General features: G+C 69.0%; 17 protein-coding genes and 2 pseudogenes. 13 read left to right on the plus strand and 6 right to left on the minus strand.

Annotation, left to right across the window (positions count from 1 at the left end):
• Positions 1–584, minus strand: a pseudogene (locus tag KVT44_RS35310) (transketolase); the annotation flags it as partial.
• Between the two features lie 379 nt (positions 585–963).
• Between KVT44_RS35310 and KVT44_RS35315 the strand changes: the two are divergent.
• From KVT44_RS35315 to KVT44_RS35325, 3 genes are all read left to right on the plus strand, one after another.
• The gene (locus KVT44_RS35315) at positions 964–1,917 is read left to right on the plus strand and encodes a heme o synthase (RefSeq protein WP_099923309.1); all 954 of its coding nucleotides are present in this window, start codon (positions 964–966) and stop codon (positions 1,915–1,917) included.
• Between the two features lie 95 nt (positions 1,918–2,012).
• Positions 2,013–2,369, plus strand: a complete 357-nt coding sequence (locus KVT44_RS35320) for a hypothetical protein (protein ID WP_217571467.1) — start codon at positions 2,013–2,015, stop codon at positions 2,367–2,369.
• A gap of 203 nt (positions 2,370–2,572) precedes the next feature.
• Positions 2,573–3,679, plus strand: a complete 1,107-nt coding sequence (locus KVT44_RS35325; RefSeq protein ID WP_168508055.1) for an amidohydrolase family protein — start codon at positions 2,573–2,575, stop codon at positions 3,677–3,679.
• 2 nt (positions 3,680–3,681) lie between these two features.
• On the opposite strand, the gene KVT44_RS35330 is transcribed toward KVT44_RS35325, so the two are convergent.
• The 4 genes from KVT44_RS35330 to KVT44_RS35345 form a co-directional block, all read right to left on the minus strand.
• Complete coding sequence (locus KVT44_RS35330; RefSeq protein WP_099923312.1) at positions 3,682–4,689, minus strand: heme A synthase; 1,008 nt, start codon at positions 4,687–4,689, stop codon at positions 3,682–3,684.
• A gap of 116 nt (positions 4,690–4,805) precedes the next feature.
• Positions 4,806–5,522, minus strand: coding sequence for an ABC transporter permease (locus KVT44_RS35335; protein WP_254650359.1), 717 nt, complete (start codon positions 5,520–5,522; stop codon positions 4,806–4,808).
• A 50-nt stretch (positions 5,523–5,572) separates the two neighbouring features.
• Positions 5,573–6,496: an ABC transporter ATP-binding protein gene (locus tag KVT44_RS35340; protein WP_067733685.1), complete on the minus strand. Its 924-nt coding sequence runs from the start codon at positions 6,494–6,496 to the stop codon at positions 5,573–5,575.
• Positions 6,497–6,542: 46 nt separating this feature from the next.
• Complete coding sequence (locus KVT44_RS35345; RefSeq protein WP_217571470.1) at positions 6,543–7,373, minus strand: aminoglycoside N(3)-acetyltransferase; 831 nt, start codon at positions 7,371–7,373, stop codon at positions 6,543–6,545.
• Positions 7,374–7,534: 161 nt separating this feature from the next.
• On the opposite strand from KVT44_RS35345, the gene KVT44_RS35350 reads away from it, so the two are divergent.
• The 8 genes from KVT44_RS35350 to KVT44_RS35385 all read left to right on the plus strand — a co-directional run bounded on the left by KVT44_RS35350 (position 7,535) and on the right by KVT44_RS35385 (position 14,168).
• Positions 7,535–8,287 carry a metalloregulator ArsR/SmtB family transcription factor gene (locus tag KVT44_RS35350; RefSeq protein ID WP_217571472.1) on the plus strand — a complete coding sequence of 251 codons (753 nt, stop codon included), beginning with the start codon at positions 7,535–7,537 and terminating at the stop codon, positions 8,285–8,287.
• Positions 8,284–9,708 carry a Fe-S cluster assembly protein SufB gene (gene sufB, locus KVT44_RS35355; RefSeq protein ID WP_054235898.1) on the plus strand — a complete coding sequence of 475 codons (1,425 nt, stop codon included), beginning with the start codon at positions 8,284–8,286 and terminating at the stop codon, positions 9,706–9,708. Before KVT44_RS35350 ends, sufB begins: the two co-directional genes overlap by 4 nt.
• Before the next feature lie 91 nt (positions 9,709–9,799).
• Positions 9,800–10,981, plus strand: a complete 1,182-nt coding sequence (sufD, locus tag KVT44_RS35360) for a Fe-S cluster assembly protein SufD (RefSeq protein ID WP_217571474.1) — start codon at positions 9,800–9,802, stop codon at positions 10,979–10,981.
• The gene (locus tag KVT44_RS35365) at positions 10,981–11,310 is read left to right on the plus strand and encodes a bifunctional 3-phenylpropionate/cinnamic acid dioxygenase ferredoxin subunit (RefSeq protein ID WP_054235896.1); all 330 of its coding nucleotides are present in this window, start codon (positions 10,981–10,983) and stop codon (positions 11,308–11,310) included. The genes sufD and KVT44_RS35365 overlap by 1 nt, the downstream gene beginning before the upstream one ends.
• A 7-nt stretch (positions 11,311–11,317) precedes the next feature.
• The gene (gene sufC, locus KVT44_RS35370) at positions 11,318–12,100 is read left to right on the plus strand and encodes a Fe-S cluster assembly ATPase SufC (protein ID WP_099923317.1); all 783 of its coding nucleotides are present in this window, start codon (positions 11,318–11,320) and stop codon (positions 12,098–12,100) included.
• The gene (locus tag KVT44_RS35375; RefSeq protein WP_054235894.1) at positions 12,097–13,353 is read left to right on the plus strand and encodes a cysteine desulfurase; all 1,257 of its coding nucleotides are present in this window, start codon (positions 12,097–12,099) and stop codon (positions 13,351–13,353) included. The genes sufC and KVT44_RS35375 overlap by 4 nt, the downstream gene beginning before the upstream one ends.
• 15 nt (positions 13,354–13,368) lie before the next feature.
• Complete coding sequence (gene sufU, locus KVT44_RS35380) at positions 13,369–13,833, plus strand: Fe-S cluster assembly sulfur transfer protein SufU (protein ID WP_190170295.1); 465 nt, start codon at positions 13,369–13,371, stop codon at positions 13,831–13,833.
• Positions 13,830–14,168, plus strand: coding sequence for a metal-sulfur cluster assembly factor (locus KVT44_RS35385; protein ID WP_054235892.1), 339 nt, complete (start codon positions 13,830–13,832; stop codon positions 14,166–14,168). Before sufU ends, KVT44_RS35385 begins: the two co-directional genes overlap by 4 nt.
• A gap of 84 nt (positions 14,169–14,252) precedes the next feature.
• Here KVT44_RS35385 and KVT44_RS35390 read toward each other — a convergent pair whose 3' ends face one another.
• Positions 14,253–15,227: an AbfB domain-containing protein gene (locus KVT44_RS35390; protein WP_217571476.1), complete on the minus strand. Its 975-nt coding sequence runs from the start codon at positions 15,225–15,227 to the stop codon at positions 14,253–14,255.
• A 197-nt stretch (positions 15,228–15,424) separates the two neighbouring features.
• On the opposite strand from KVT44_RS35390, the pseudogene KVT44_RS61145 reads away from it, so the two are divergent.
• Together KVT44_RS61145 and KVT44_RS58645 are read left to right on the plus strand one after the other, a co-directional pair.
• Positions 15,425–15,896 (plus strand): annotated as a pseudogene (locus KVT44_RS61145) (sulfotransferase); the annotation flags it as partial.
• Positions 15,897–16,298, plus strand: coding sequence for a hypothetical protein (locus KVT44_RS58645; RefSeq protein WP_254650351.1), 402 nt, complete (start codon positions 15,897–15,899; stop codon positions 16,296–16,298).
• The last annotated feature ends 2 nt before the right edge of the window (positions 16,299–16,300 follow it).

Consider the following 16,300-nt stretch of genomic DNA (forward strand, 5'->3'; position numbering starts at 1 on the left):
AGGACGAGGTTGCCGAGCTTCTGGTGACCGGCCAGGGAGGACGCCTCGTGCGAGATGCCCTCCTGGAGGCAGCCGTCACCGGCGATCGCGTAGATGAAGTGGTCGAAGGGGGACTCGCCCTGCGCCGCGTCCGGGTCGAACAGACCGCGCTCGTAGCGGGCGGCCATCGCCATGCCCACCGCGTTGGCGACACCCTGCCCGAGCGGGCCGGTCGTGGTCTCCACACCCGGGGTGTGCCCGTACTCGGGGTGGCCCGGGGTGCGGGAGCCCCACGTCCGGAAGGACTCCAGATCGTCCAGCTCCAGGCCGAACCCGGCCAGGTAGAGCTGCGTGTAGAGGGTCAGGGACGAGTGGCCCGCGGACAGCACGAAGCGGTCACGTCCGGTCCAGTCGGGGTCCGCCGGGTCGTGCCGCATCACCTTCTGAAAGAGGGTGTACGCGGCAGGCGCCAGACTCATGGCCGTACCGGGATGGCCGTTTCCGACCTTCTGTACGGCATCGGCGGCCAGGACGCGGGCGGTGTCGACGGCCCGCTGGTCCAACTCGGTCCACTCGAGGTCTGTGGTGGTCGGCTTGGTGCTCACCCTGGGTCAGGGCTCCTCTCCACATGTCACGCATGTCGAATGCCGGTGCACTGGGCGCCCACCGGCCGTTGTCGAGCCTACCCCCGTAGGTACGTGCGTTTTTTCGAGTCATTCCAGACTGCCGGGACTCTCCGGGATCCGCCTCCCGACTGGTCCGATCCGTGTTCGGCAACTGAATACGGAGCCGCTCGTAAGAGTGCTCAATCGAGCTCCGTCGCGCCCGTCGTGCACGCCCTCTCCCCGCCCTGGTGCGGCCGCTCCCAACACGACCCCACCCCCGCGAAGGCCGAGGTATAGGCAACGTCTACAGTGGCGTGGTACGCGCGAGCCTTTACGGGGAGTTCACACCCGGGGGCTTGCTGGGATGTCTCTGTCAGGGGTGTGCGTGACGGCCGTCGAATCCCGTCCAGCGGGAGTGCTCGGGACGAGCAGCAGCCCAAGCCACCGGCCGTTCGGGGCCCGTGTCAAGGCGTTCGTGGCGCTGACCAAGCCGCGAATCATCGAACTGCTGCTGATCACCACCGTTCCGGTGATGTTCCTGGCCCAGCAGGGTGTACCCGACCTCAAACTGGTCCTGCTCACCTGCCTCGGAGGCTATCTGTCGGCGGGCGGCGCCAACGCGCTGAACATGTACATCGACCGCGACATCGACGCCCTGATGGAGCGCACCTCGCAGCGGCCGCTGGTCACCGGCATGGTCAGCCCGCGCGAGTGCCTGGCCTTCGGGATCACGCTGGCGGTCGTCTCGACCCTGCTGTTCGGACTGGCCGTCAACTGGCTGTCCGCCTGGCTGTCACTCGGAGCGCTCCTTTTCTACGTCGTCGTTTACACGATGATCCTCAAGCGGCGCACCTCCCAGAACATCGTCTGGGGCGGCATCGCCGGCTGCCTCCCGGTGCTCATCGGCTGGTCGTCCGTCACCAACTCCATGTCGTGGGCGCCGGTCATCCTCTTCCTCGTCATGTTCTTCTGGACGCCGCCGCACTACTGGCCGCTGTCCATGAAGGTGAAGGAGGACTACGCGCGCGTGGGCGTGCCGATGCTCCCGGTCGTCGCCTCCAACAAGGTGGTCGCCCGCCAGATCGTCATCTACAGCTGGGTGATGGTCGCGGTCTCGCTGCTGCTCACCCCGCTCGGCTACACCGGCTGGTTCTACACCCTGGTCGCGCTCGGCGCGGGCGGGTTCTGGCTGTGGGAGGCGCACGGTCTGCAGAACCGCGCCAAGGCCGAGGTGACCGGCGGGAAGCTCAAGGAGATGCGGCTGTTCCACTGGTCCATCACCTATGTGTCGCTCCTGTTCGTCGCGGTCGCGGTGGACCCCTTCCTGCGCTAAGGCCCGTCCGGCGGATCTTCACGGGCGGGGTACGTGGGCCAAGCCACGTACCCCGCCCGTCGCCGTTTGATCTACCCGTCGGTAGCATCCTGACCATGGCAGACACGCAGCAGGTTGACGAGACCACCGGCGCCGCCCAGGACGTCAAGGCCGAGCGCAAGGCGGCCAAGCTCGCCCAGCGGATCAACGCCTTCGCCAAGGAGCACGGCGGGACCGAGGGGCACGTCGAGTACATCGGACAGCGCGGCGCCCGGATCGTCCTCGTCGGCGCGGACGGTGCCTGGGGGGACGTGGTGGCGCCCACCTTCACGATTGCCCAAGAGGCCGTGAAGAAGGCCGGGATCACTGTTCACGAGACGTTCGACGGTGAGTTCGCGGCGAAGGTCAAGACGGGGCCGTACGAGTGGAAGAGGATGGCGGGGATCCAGCTCGGGGCGCCGAGTAACGACTGACAGTATCTGTTATCTGTCACCTGATAGTTGATATCCGTCATCTGATATCCGTCAGCCGATTTCCGCCGGCTGTCACTCGTCAGGTGTCATCTGTCGGCTGTCATCCGTCAGCTGTTGGTACGCCTTGCGCTTCACCAACACCTGACGCCCGCCTCACCCGTTAGGACCTGAAGAACGCAACGGTCCAGTCGCGGGGAGTCCGGATGATCGAAACGCCGTCCCTGGTGGACCAGTACTGCCACGGCGTACTGAGGACGGAGTTGGGCCTCGGCACCTTCGAGGCCCACCTCGCCAGAACCGAGGGCCCCCCGGCCCCCGGCACCACCTTCTTCGACACCCAGACCGGCTTCGCGGTACGCCGCTGGTGCCCGCCCCTGCTCGGTCTGGAACCGCACTGTCCGCCCGCCCGCTATCTGGCCCGGCGCCGTGAACTCGGCGTCCTGGAGTCGGGGCGCAGACTCCTGCGCGGCAGCGGCATCACGACGTATCTCGTCGACACGGGGCTGCCCGGGGACCTGACGGGACCGGGCGAGATGGCGTCGACCGGCGCGGCCCACGCCCATGAGATCGTCCGCCTGGAGTTGCTGGCGGAACAGGTCGCGGACACCTCGGGCACCGTCGAGTCCTTCCTCGCCAATCTCGCCGAGTCCGTTCACGGGGCCGCCGCGAACGCCGTGGCCTTCACGTCGGTCGCGGGGGGACGCCACGGTCTGGCGCTCGCGCCCGAGCCGCCGGGACCGGGGGAGGTGCGGGGCGCGGCGGGCCGCTGGCTCGCGGGCCGCCGGGTGGGCGGGGCGCTGAGCGACCCGGTTCTGCTGCGCCACTTACTGTGGATCGCGGTCGCCTCGGGGCTGCCTCTCCAGCTCCACGCAGGCCTGGGCGAACCCGGTCTGCGCATCGACCGCACCGACCCCGTCCTGCTCACCGACTTCGCCCGTGCCACGGCCGGGCTGGGCACGGATCTCGTCCTCCTGCACGGCTACCCGTACCACCGTCACGCGGCGCACCTCGCCGGGGTCTTCCCGCACGTCTACGCCGACCTGGGTGCCGCGCTGGTGCGTACGGGGGCCCGGGCGGCGGCCGTCCTCTCCGAGATCCTGGAGCTGGCCCCTTTCGGCAAGCTTCTGTTCTCCAGCGGGGCACACGGTCTGCCCGAACTGCACGTCGTCGGCGCGCGCCTGTTCCGTGAGGCGCTCGCCCGGGTGCTGGGCGCCTGGGTCGCCGAGGGCGCCTGGTCGCTGGTGGACGCGCAGCGGGTGGCGGGCCTGATCGCGGCGGGGAACGCGCGGCGGGTGTACGGGGTGGAGTGAGCCTACGCGCGCGTGAGCGCCGATTCCGCGGCAGGACCCGGCAGTTCCGCCGCGGCCTCCGGGCGTTCGCGCAGCGACAGCAGGACCCGCAGGACGCCGATCCACACCAGGCAGGAGCCGAACATGTGGAGGCCGACCAGGGCTTCGGGGAGGTCCGTGAAGTACTGGACGTAGCCGATGACGCCCTGGCCGAGCAGGATCAGGAACAGCTCGCGGGTGCGGTCGAGCGGGCCCTTGGGGGCGTCGACGGCCTTGAGGACGAACCACAGGGCGAAGGTCAGCGTGACCACGATCCAGGCCAGCACGGCGTGCAGCTTGGCGACGGTCTCCCAGTTCACGGCCATGCGTTCGACTTCGCTGGAGTCGCCCGCGTGCGGACCCGCGCCGGTGACCACCGTGCCCACCGCGATCAGCAGGATGGCGGCGGCGACCAGGCACCACACGAGCTGCTGCACCGCCTTGCCGACCAGCGGGCGGGGCTCGGCGGAGCCCTCGCGCGTGCGCTGCCACATCACCGTGGCCACCGTGATGAGCGCCGTGGAGAGCAGGAAGTGCGCGGCGACCGTGTAGGGGTTGAGGCCGACCAGGACGACGATGCCGCCGAGGATCGCGTTGCTCATGACGATCCAGAACTGCGCCCAGCCGAGCCGGGTGAGATCGCGCCGCCAGGGCTTCTCGGAGCGCGCGGCGATGATCGCCCAGCCGACCGCCGCGCACAGCACGTAGGTCAGCATGCGGTTGGTGAACTCGATGACTCCGTGGAAGCCCATCGCGCTCGTCGTGGTGAGCGAGTCGTCGGTGCACTTGGGCCAGGTCGGGCAGCCGAGGCCCGAACCGGTCAGCCGTACGGCGCCGCCGGTGACCACGATGACCACCGACATGACGAGCGCGGCGAGGGCCGCTCGTCGAACCGTCCGGGAGGTCGGGGTCCAGCGTTCGGCGATGAGGGCGAGCGGGTTGCGCGCGAAGGCTACGGCGTCGGCTCGGGTCACGTTTGGCACGCGCCCCATCGTAGGCGGCCGCTTGTGCACGCCTTCACGAGGCCCCCGCACCTACGCAAATCGCCACCTCAGCCCGTTTCGGAGGTCCGTACACCCGGAACACCCGGAGTCGCTCACACCCGGAGTCACTCCCAGCGGAAGAACTTGGCCGCCGCTCCCAGGCCGACGACCGCCCACACGGCCAGGATCCCGAGGTCGCCCCACGGCAGGCCCGCACCGTGCTGGAGCACCTCCCGCAGCCCGTCCGAGAGAGCCGAGACGGGCAGCAGGCCGAGCACGTCCTGGGCGCCCGCCGGGAACTTGTCCATCGGGACGATCACACCGCCGCCCACGAGGAGCAGCAGGAAGACCAGGTTCGCGGCGGCGAGCGTCGCCTCCGCCTTGAGCGTGCCGGCCATCAGCAGGCCCAGGCCCGAGAAGGCGGCCGTGCCGAGGATCAGCAGGAGCAGGACGGACAGGGGGTTGCCGTGCGGCGACCAGCCCAGCGAGAAGGCGATCGCCGTCAGCAGGACGACCTGGAGGACCTCCGTGACCAGCACGGACGCCGTCTTCGCGGTCATCAGGCCCCAGCGGGGCAGCGGGGAGGCGGCGAGCCGCTTCAGGACCCCGTAGCGCCGCTCGAAGCCGGTGGCGATGGCCTGCCCGGTGAACGCGGTCGACATCACGGCGAGTGCCAGGATGCCGGGGGCCAGGAAGTCGACCGACTTGCCCTTGCCGGTGTCGATGATGTCGACCGAGCTGAACAGGACCAGCAGGAGTGTCGGGATGATCACCGTGAGGAGGAGCTGCTCACCGTTGCGGAGCAGCATCTTCGTCTCGAGCGCGGCCTGCGCGCCGATCATCCGGGGCAGCGGGGCCGCCCCCGGCTTCGGGGTGTAGGTACCGGCGGTGGTCACGAACGCAGCTCCTTGCCGGTCAGTTCCAAGAACACGTCTTCCAGGGTGTGGCGTTCGACGGAGATCTTCTCCGGCATCACCCCGTGCTGCGCGCACCAGGACGTGACGGTGGCCAGCAGCTGCGGGTCGATCTTGCCGCCCACCCGGTACGAGCCGGGCGTCAGCTCGGCGGCCGTGCAGTCGGCCGGCAGGGCCTTCAGCAGGGAGCCGACGTCGAGCCCCGGACGGCCGGTGAAGCGCAGGGTGTTCTCGGCGCCGCCGCGGCACAGCTGCTCGGGGGAGCCCTGCGCGATGACCCTGCCCGCGTCGATGATCGCGACGTCGTCGGCGAGTTGCTCGGCCTCGTCCATGTAGTGCGTGGTGAGGATGACCGAGGCGCCGTCGGCGCGCAGATCGCGGACGAGGTCCCAGGTGGCGCGGCGGGCCTGCGGGTCGAGGCCCGCGGTCGGCTCGTCGAGGAAGACCAGTTCGGGGCGGCCGACCACGGCCATCGCGAGCGCCAGGCGCTGCTGCTGGCCGCCCGAGAGCCGCCGGTAGGTCGTGCGGCCGCAGCTGTCGAGGCCGAGCCGTTCGATGAGCGCGTCGACGTCCAGGGGGTGGGCGTGGAGCTTCGCCACATGGCGGAGCATCTCGTCGGCGCGGGCACCGGAGTAGACCCCGCCGGACTGGAGCATCACGCCGATGCGGGAGTGGAGCTGCCCGGACTGTCTCACCGGGTCGAGGCCCAGGACGCGTACCGTGCCGGAATCCGGCTTCCGGTACCCCTCGCAGGTCTCGACCGTGGTCGTCTTGCCCGCCCCGTTGGGGCCCAGTACGGCGGTGATGCCCGCCTCGGCCACCAGGTCGAGGCCGTCCACCGCGGTCTTGTCGCCGTACCGCTTCACCAGGGCCTGGACCTGGACCACGGGCTCGCTTCGCATGAGGCGCAAGTCTAGGGAGCCGGTCGGGTGATCGGGTGGGCGGGGTTCAGGAGGCGGTGTTGGGCATGACCCATTCCTCGCGGGGGCGGTGCAGTGCCAGCCAGCGCTCCGCGTACGCCACCGCGTCGGCCACAGGGAACAGGCGTACGTCGGCCGCGCCCACCCGGCCCCGTACGACGGGGCGGTCCCGTTCGAAGTCGGAGCCCAGTTCGTCGAAGCGGTCGGAGTCGACGGAGACCTCCGTGACGACCTCCCAGCGGGTCGCTCCCTGCGGGGTGCGCACCGGGCGTCCCACCTCGACGAGCGGGGACGGTATGCGGTATTCGGCGAGGTGGAAGCTGGTGCACGTGTCGTAGTCCGCGCCGAGCAGGAGCACCCGGGCGTCTAGGGCCTCCAGGCGGGCCAGGGGGCTGCGCTCGCCGAGCCGGCAGTCGGGGGCGTGCCCCTCGACGATCTGTGCCGCGCGGGGGCCGAGGGCCGCGAAGGAGGTCTGCGGATGGGCGCTGCGCAGGGCGCCGGGCCAGGTGCGGACGGTCTCCGGGATCACGCCGACCCCGCGGCTGGGCGTCACGAGGGGGTCGTAGGCGGGCATCGTCGCCCGAATGGGCGACCACCACTCCTCGGGTACGGGCGGATTGCTCCACAGCGCCGGGTCGGAGAGGTCCCCGGACTGGGTGGGGACCACCAGGGTGCCGTCGGGACCCAGCGCGTCCAGCAGTCCCTGGACGACGGCGACCGGGCCGCCGTTGACCCAGCCGAGGGAACTCAGGGAGGAGTGCGCGAGAAGCGTTTCTCCGGGCTGGACGCCCAGCTCCAGAAGCTGCGCGGCGAGGGTCGCGCGTGTGACGAGTGGGCCGGTCGGAGGGGGTGTCGACATGGTTCCCGAGTCTTGCGGAGAGGAGGTCCCGAAGCCAGTGAATTGATCGATCAAAGATCGTTTCCGCAGGTCACCTTAGGTATACCTAAGTGATGTAGCGCACCGCCCGTCTCCGGGGGCGCGGCTTGTCAGGCTCCAGGGAATTACGCAACAATGGCGTTGTGAAAAACGTTGGCGAGGCTCGGGAGACCCCCACGGGGGCCCCTCAGGAGGAACTCGCGACCGGTGAGCGTTCGACGCGCAACCGTGTCGCGCGGTCCATCCTGGACCACGGCCCGTCGACCGTGGCCGACCTCGCGGGGCGGCTGGGCCTGACCCAGGCCGCCGTGCGCCGTCATCTCGACGCGCTGGTCGCCGACGACGTGGTGGAAGCACGGGAGCAGCGGGTCTACGGAGCGCGTACGCGCGGCCGTCCCGCCAAGGTGTTCGCCCTGACCGACTGCGGTCGGGACGCCTTCGACCAGTCCTACGACAAGCTCGCCGCGGACGCGATGCGCTGGATCGCGGCGCGCGAGGGCGGGGACGAGGCGGTCGTCGCGTTCGCCCGCGCCCGGATGGCCGCCCAGGCCGAGGCGTACCGCAGGGCCGTCGAGGCCGCCGCGCCGGAGCAGCGCACCGAAGCGCTGGCCAAGGCCTTGAGTGTGGACGGGTACGCTGCTGCAGCGCGTAGCGCACCGGTCGGCGAGCAGCTCTGCCAGCACCACTGCCCGGTCGCTCATGTCGCCGAGCAGTTCCCGCAGCTGTGCGAGGCGGAGACCGAGATCTTCTCCCAGCTGCTCGGCACCCATGTTCAGCGGCTGGCCACCATCGCCCACGGCGACGGTGTGTGCACCACGTTCATCCCCAAGATTTCCAAGATTTCCGAATCTACCCATAACGCATCTGCAAGTACCGCCGGGAGGAACCCCGCATGACGCTCCCCATCGAGGAGACTGCCCACCCTGAGCTCGAGGGTCTGGGTACGTACGAATACGGCTGGGCCGACTCCGACGTGGCCGGTGCCTCTGCCAAGCGCGGTATCAACGAGGACGTCGTCCGCGACATCTCCGCGAAGAAGAGCGAGCCGGAGTGGATGACCAAGCTCCGCCTCAAGGGCCTGCGCCTCTTCGAGAAGAAGCCCATGCCCAACTGGGGCTCGGACCTGTCCGGGATCGACTTCGACAACATCAAGTACTTCGTGCGTTCCACGGAGAAGCAGGCGGAGTCCTGGGAGGACCTGCCCGAGGACATCAAGAACACGTACGACAAGCTCGGCATCCCGGAGGCGGAGAAGCAGCGCCTCGTCGCCGGTGTCGCGGCCCAGTACGAGTCCGAGGTCGTCTACCACCAGATCCGCGAGGACCTGGAGGAGCAGGGCGTCATCTTCCTCGACACCGACACCGCGCTCAAGGAGCACCCGGAGCTCTTCAAGGAGTACTTCGGCACCGTCATCCCGGTCGGCGACAACAAGTTCGCGTCGCTGAACACCGCCGTGTGGTCCGGTGGCTCCTTCATCTACGTGCCGAAGGGCGTGCACGTCGAGATCCCGCTCCAGGCCTACTTCCGTATCAACACGGAGAACATGGGCCAGTTCGAGCGGACGCTGATCATCGTCGACGAGGACGCCTACGTCCACTACGTCGAGGGTTGTACGGCGCCGATCTACAAGTCGGACTCCCTGCACTCCGCGGTGGTCGAGATCATCGTGAAGAAGGGCGCCCGCTGCCGCTACACGACCATCCAGAACTGGTCGAACAACGTCTACAACCTGGTCACCAAGCGCGCCGTGGCGTACGAGGGCGCGACCATGGAGTGGATCGACGGCAACATCGGCTCCAAGGTCACCATGAAGTACCCGGCCGTCTACCTGATGGGCGAGCACGCCAAGGGTGAGACCCTCTCCATCGCCTTCGCGGGCGAGGGCCAGCACCAGGACGCGGGCTCCAAGATGGTCCACATGGCGCCGAACACGTCGTCGAACATCGTGTCGAAGTCCGTGGCGCGCGGTGGCGGTCGTACGTCCTACCGCGGTCTGGTCGAGATCGGCGAGGGCGCCCACGGCTCGAAGTCGAACGTGCTGTGCGACGCGCTGCTCGTCGACACCATCTCCCGCTCCGACACCTACCCGTACGTCGACGTCCGTGAGGACGACGTGTCCATGGGCCACGAGGCGACGGTCTCCAAGGTCTCCGAGGACCAGCTCTTCTACCTGATGAGCCGCGGTCTGACGGAGTTCGAGGCGATGGCGATGATCGTGCGCGGCTTCGTCGAGCCGATCGCCAAGGAGCTGCCCATGGAGTACGCGCTTGAACTCAACCGGCTGATCGAGCTGCAGATGGAAGGCGCAGTCGGCTAAGACCCGCCGCCCGGAAAACAGCTGGTGGCCCGCCCCTTCCGGCGGGCCCGAGGATCTCAACCGACGCAGGAAAGAGAGCAGACCGACAGCCATGGCTGAGGCTCAGAACATCCCGGTGGGTTCCACCACCGCCGGACAGATCGCGGTGGCCGCCGAGTCGACCGTCGCCACGCGCATGAGCGCGCCCCCGTCCTTCGACGTGGCGGACTTCCCGGTCCCCCACGGCCGCGAGGAGGAGTGGCGGTTCACCCCGCTGGAGCGCCTGCGCGGGCTGCACGACGGGACCGCGGTCGCGACCGGCGACGGCCTGAAGGTCGACGTGGAGGCGCCCGCGGGCGTCGTCGTGGAGACCGTCGGCCGTGACGACGCGCGCCTCGGCCGGGCGGGCACCCCGGTGGACCGCGTCGCCGCCCAGGCGTACTCCGCGTTCGAGAAGGCCGGCGTGATCACCGTCCCCAAGGAGACGGTGCTCACCGAGCCCATCCGCATCGCGGTGCACGGCGAGGGCGGGGTCGCTTACGGCCACCAGGTCGTGGAGCTCGGAGCCTTCGCCGAGGCCGTCGTCGTCATCGACCACACCGGTGACACCGTGCTCGCCGCCAACGTCGACTACATCCTGGGCGACGGCGCCAAGCTCACCGTCGTCTCCGTCCAGGACTGGGACGACAAGGCCGTGCACGTGGGCCAGCACAACGCGCTGATCGGCCGGGACGCCACGTTCAAGTCGTTCGTGGTCACCTTCGGCGGCGACCTCGTGCGCCTGCACCCGCGCGTGGCCTACGCCGGCACCGGTGGTGAGGTCGAGCTGTTCGGTCTGTACTTCACGGACGCGGGCCAGCACCAGGAGCACCGTCTGCTGGTCGACCACAACACCCCGCACTGCAAGTCGAACGTCGCCTACAAGGGCGCGCTCCAGGGCGACGGCGCGCACGCCGTGTGGATCGGTGACGTCCTCATCGAGGCCAAGGCCGAGGGCACGGACACGTACGAGATGAACCGCAACCTGGTTCTGACCGACGGCGCCCGCGTCGACTCCGTGCCGAACCTGGAGATCGAGACCGGCGAGATCGTCGGCGCCGGACACGCCTCCGCGACCGGCCGCTTCGACGACGAGCAGCTCTTCTACCTGATGGCCCGCGGCATCCCCGCCGACGAGGCCCGCCGACTGGTGGTCCGCGGCTTCTTCGCCGAGCTCGTGCAGCAGATCGGTGTCGACGACATCGAAGAGCGGCTCCTCGTGAAGATCGACGAGGAGCTGGAGGCGTCGGTCTGATGACTGCCTCGTCGACGTTCGTACGCGCCTGTGGGCTGAGCGAGCTGGAGGAGGACACCCCGAAGCGGGTGGAACTCGACGGCACGCCGGTCTCGGTCGTGAAGACCGAGGGGGAGGTGTTCGCGATCAACGACATCTGCTCGCACGCGAACGTCTCGCTCTCCGAGGGCGAGGTGGAGGACTGCCAGATCGAATGCTGGCTGCACGGCTCCGCGTTCGACCTGCGCACCGGCAAGCCGTCCGGCCTTCCCGCGACGCGCCCCGTCCCCGTATACCCCGTAAAGATCGAAGGGGACGACGTGCTCGTCTCCCTCACCCAGGAGTCCTGAGGAACCCATGGCAACGCTTGAAATCCACGACCTGCACGTCACCGTCGAGGCCGACAACGCCACGAAGGAGATCCTCAAGGGCGTCGACCTGACCGTGAAGCAGGGCGAGACGCACGCCATCATGGGCCCCAACGGCTCCGGCAAGTCGACCCTCGCCTACTCCCTCGCGGGCCACCCGAAGTACACGATCACCGGCGGCACCGTCACCCTCGACGGCGAGAACGTCCTGGAGATGTCCGTCGACGAGCGCGCCCGCGCGGGCCTGTTCCTGGCGATGCAGTACCCGGTCGAGATCCCCGGTGTCTCGGTCTCCAACTTCCTGCGCACCTCCGCCACGGCCGTCCGCGGCGAGGCCCCCAAGCTGCGCACCTGGGTGAAGGAGGTCAAGGAGACCATGGAGCGCCTCTCCATGGACCCCGCCTTCGCCGAGCGCAACGTGAACGAGGGCTTCTCCGGCGGTGAGAAGAAGCGCCACGAGATCCTCCAGCTGGAGCTGCTCAAGCCGAAGATCGCGGTCCTCGACGAGACCGACTCCGGCCTGGACGTCGACGCCCTGCGCGTCGTCTCCGAGGGTGTCAACCGCGTCCGTGAGACCGGTGAGGTCGGCACCCTGCTGATCACGCACTACACGCGCATCCTGCGCTACATCAAGCCCGACTTCGTCCACGTCTTCTCCGGCGGCCGCATCGTCGAGTCCGGCGGCGCCGAGCTCGCCGACAAGCTGGAGAACGAGGGCTACGAGGCTTATGCGAAGCATGAAGTCGACACGAAGGGTGGCGCATCCGCGTGACACAGCTGCCGGGCCTCCTCGACACCGAGGCGATCCGCAAGGACTTCCCCATCCTGGACCGTCAGGTCCACGACGGCAGGAAGCTCGTGTACCTGGACAACGCGGCGACCTCGCAGAAGCCGCGCCAGGTGCTGGACGCCCTGAGTGAGTACTACGAGCGCTACAACGCCAACGTCCACCGCGGTGTGCATGTGCTCGCCGAGGAGGCCACGGCGCTGTACGAGGGCGCGCGCGACAAGGTCGCCGCGTTCATCAACGCGCCGAGCCGCGACGAGGTGATCTTCACCAAGAACGCCTCCGAGTCGCTCAACCTCGTGGCCAACATGCTCGGCTGGGCCGACGAGCCCTACCGGGTCGACCACGAGACCGAGATCGTCATCACCGAGATGGAGCACCACTCCAACATCGTGCCGTGGCAGCTGCTGGCGCAGCGCACGGGCGCGAAGCTGAAGTGGTTCGGTCTCACCGACGACGGCCGTCTCGACCTGTCGAACATCAACGAGATCATCACCGAGAAGACGAAGATCGTCTCCTTCGTGCTGGTGTCGAACATCCTGGGCACCGTGAACCCGGTCGAGGCCATAGTCCGCCGCGCCCAGGAGGTCGGTGCGCTGGTCTGCATCGACGCCTCGCAGGCCGCGCCGCACATGCCGCTGGACGTCCAGGCCCTCCAGGCCGACTTCGTGGCCTTCACCGGCCACAAGATGTGCGGCCCGACGGGCATCGGCGTGCTGTGGGGCCGCCAGGAGCTCCTGGAGGACCTGCCTCCGTTCCTCGGCGGCGGCGAGATGATCGAGACGGTGTCGATGCACTCGTCGACGTACGCCCCGGCGCCGCACAAGTTCGAGGCGGGCACCCCGCCGATCGCGCAGGCGGTCGGCCTCGGCGCGGCGATCGACTACCTGAACGCGATCGGCATGGACAAGATCCTCGCCCACGAGCACGCGCTCACCGAATACGCGGTGAAGCGGCTCGGCGAGGTCCCCGACCTGCGGATCATCGGCCCGACCACGGCCGAGGACCGCGGCGCCGCGATCTCGTTCACCCTGGGTGACATCCACCCGCACGACGTGGGCCAGGTCCTGGACGAGCAGGGCATCGCGGTCCGGGTCGGACACCACTGCGCACGCCCGGTCTGCCTGCGGTACGGAATTCCTGCGACCACGCGAGCGTCGTTCTATCTGTACTCCACGCCGGCCGAGATCGACGCGCTGGTGGACGGCCTGGAGCACGTCCGGAACTTCTTCGGCTGAGGGGCTGGCTGAGACGTGAAGCTTGATTCGATGTACCAGGAAGTCATCCTGGACCACTACAAGCACCCCCATGGGCGAGGCTTGCGGGATGGCGATGCCGAGGTGCACCACGTCAACCCGACGTGCGGCGACGAGATCACGCTGCGCGTGAAGTACGACGGCGAGCAGATCGCGGACATCTCGTACGAGGGGCAGGGCTGCTCCATCAGCCAGGCCTCGGCGTCCGTGCTGAACGAGCTCCTCGTCGGCAAGGACGTGTCCGAGGCGCAGAAGATCCAGGAGGCCTTCCTGGAGCTGATGCAGTCCAAGGGCAGGATCGAGCCCGACGACGCGATGGAGGAGGTGCTGGAGGACGCGGTCGCGTTCGCCGGTGTCTCCAAGTACCCGGCCCGGGTCAAGTGCGCCCTCCTGAGTTGGATGGCGTGGAAGGACGCGACGGCCCAGGCTCTGGGCGAGAGCGCCGAGAGGAAGACGGCATGAGCGAGAACGAGACCCTGACGATGAAGCCGGCCTCGGAGGAAGAAGTCCGTGAGGCGCTGTACGACGTCGTCGACCCCGAGCTGGGCATCGACGTCGTCAACCTCGGCCTGATCTACGGTATCCACATCGACGACGCGAACATCGCGACGATCGACATGACCCTGACGTCCGCGGCCTGCCCGCTCACCGACGTCATCGAGGACCAGGCCAAGTCCGCCACGGACGGCATCGTCAACGAACTGCGCATCAACTGGGTCTGGATGCCGCCGTGGGGCCCGGACAAGATCACGGACGACGGGCGTGAGCAGCTTCGGGCGCTCGGGTTCAACGTCTGAGTCCGCGCACGCCCTCGCACACGTCTGTGGCCCCCGGCAGTTCGCCGGGGGCCACAGGTGTTCCTGCGCTAGGTGTTCCTGCGCTCAGGACCAGCCGTTCACCACACGGAACGCCGAGTCCGCGCGGAAGAGCTGACTGTTGTCGTCCCTGTCCAGGCGGAGCTGGAAGTTGCGGTGGCGCAGATAGCGGCCCGGGTAGTTGATCGACTCCAGCATGACGGCGCCGGTGTACGGGGACGTCCGGGGGCAGAAGGTGGCGTCCTTGCGGAAGAGGTCGGAGCCGTCGTTGCGGTCGGCGCGCAGAGAGAAGTTGCGGTGGCGCAGATAGGCGCCGTCGGCGGTGGCGAAGGAGTAGCAGTCGGAGTTGCCGAGTCCCGCCACCACCTTGAAGCTGGCGTCCCGCTTGGTCGAGCCCGAACTGCCCGAATCCACCGGATCGAGCCGTACGAAGCCGTCGCTCAGATGCCAGTAGCGGTTCGGGTAGTTGACCGACTGGAGCGACTTCCGCGAGGAGACGGGCTTGGACTCGGGAGGCTTGCTGGACGAGGCGGTCTTCGACGGCTCGGTGGTGCCGGCGACGGGCCTGTCGTCGGACCCCTGTTCCGAAGGCCCCGGCGAGGCCGAGTCCGACGCGGTGGAGGTGGAGCCGGACTGCCGCGGGGAGGACAGGGCGTTCTTGCCCGCCGGGGCCGTGGTGCTGCCGTCGGCCGAGGCGGAGAAGCCGGGTATGAACGGGACGTCGGTGTCGGAGGCGGTGTGGTTCGCCCGGTTCTTCGACGCGGCGTCAGTGTTGCTGTCCAGTACGGCGATCGCGGTCGCGGTGGCGATCAGTACCGCCACCGCGAGTCCGCCGGCCATCCACAGCCGTCGGGTTCCGGGCAGCCGTCCCTCGTCCGGGAACTCCCCGGACTCCCAGGGCACCGGCGGCTCGACGAAGGGAGGCAGTTCCGCAGGATAGGGAGTGCCTTGGGGGGTGGGGCGCCAGGCGGGTTCCTCCGAAGTGGGCACGGGCTGGTCGGGCCCGGGCTCGGGTTCGGGCTCTGGCGTTGTTTCTGGCATGCGCGTTCCTCCAGCGTCGCCCAAGGCGCACGCGGATTCGTCTACTGGTCTCAGCACAAGAGGGGGCGCAGGCACACGGAACGGCGGTAGCCGTGGAAACCCGGTGCGCGACTGGTGAAACAGTAGTGGACTTGGTGACTTCTGAGCAGCCGTTTGCCCACTGATCCCGGTGGCCCCACGGGGATTCATGGGGGTTGATGGGATTTCATGGGCGTGGTGGCTTCACATTGCATTCTCAGTGTGATCCAAGTCCGGGCCCATCGGGGCGCGACAGCGTGAGGTCGTGTCCGCTTCTGTGCAACCCACCCCCACCCGTCCGGTGTTCGTCCTCGGCTGCGCTCGAGCGTTGGATCACGGGCCGCAGGGAGACCCGCTTCCACGAGCTCGGGCTGGACGCCGGGCGCGTGACCGCGCGGATCACCGACGGGCCGCCGACCCTCGGTTCGGCGCTCGGGATCGCGCTCCGGGCGTACGCCGAGGAGCACGGCAAGGTGCGCCGGGGCGACAAGCGGCCCGCGTACGCCCTGCATGTGGCGGAGATCCAGCGGCTGTTCCCCGACGCGCAGTTCGTCCACCTCGTACGGGACGGCCGGGGCTGCGTCGCCTCGCTGCTCCGGATGCAGCGAACTGGGCCCGGACAGCTGGTACCGACTTCGCTTCGAGGAGCTCGTGGCCGATCCCGCGGGTCAACTCCGGGGCGTGTGCGGGTTCCTGGGCGAGAAGTACGCCCCCGGGATGACCGAGCCGCATCGTGTCGCAGGCATGGCCGTACCCGCCCGCAAGACCTGGCGCCGGCGCACCCACGGCGCACTGGACACCTCCCGGGCGGGCACCTGGTCCGCCAGGCTGACGCCCGATCAAATACGGCTGAGCGAGGCCGTATTGGGCGAACGGCTGACCTCGTACGGCTATGAACTCGCCGGAGCCGTCCGCCCCGACCCCGCCGAACTGCCGTGCTACCGGCGGGTGGAGGTACCGCGCCGGGCCGCCCACGCCAAGCGGCGGGCGCTCGACCGCCTGACGCGGGTGCGCGCACCGGGGCCGGTGGCCTGCCGGCCGGCTACAGGGTGAGC

This window comes from Streptomyces sp. GbtcB7 (assembly GCF_019091445.1).
In the GTDB taxonomy this organism is placed as follows: domain Bacteria; phylum Actinomycetota; class Actinomycetes; order Streptomycetales; family Streptomycetaceae; genus Streptomyces; species Streptomyces mirabilis.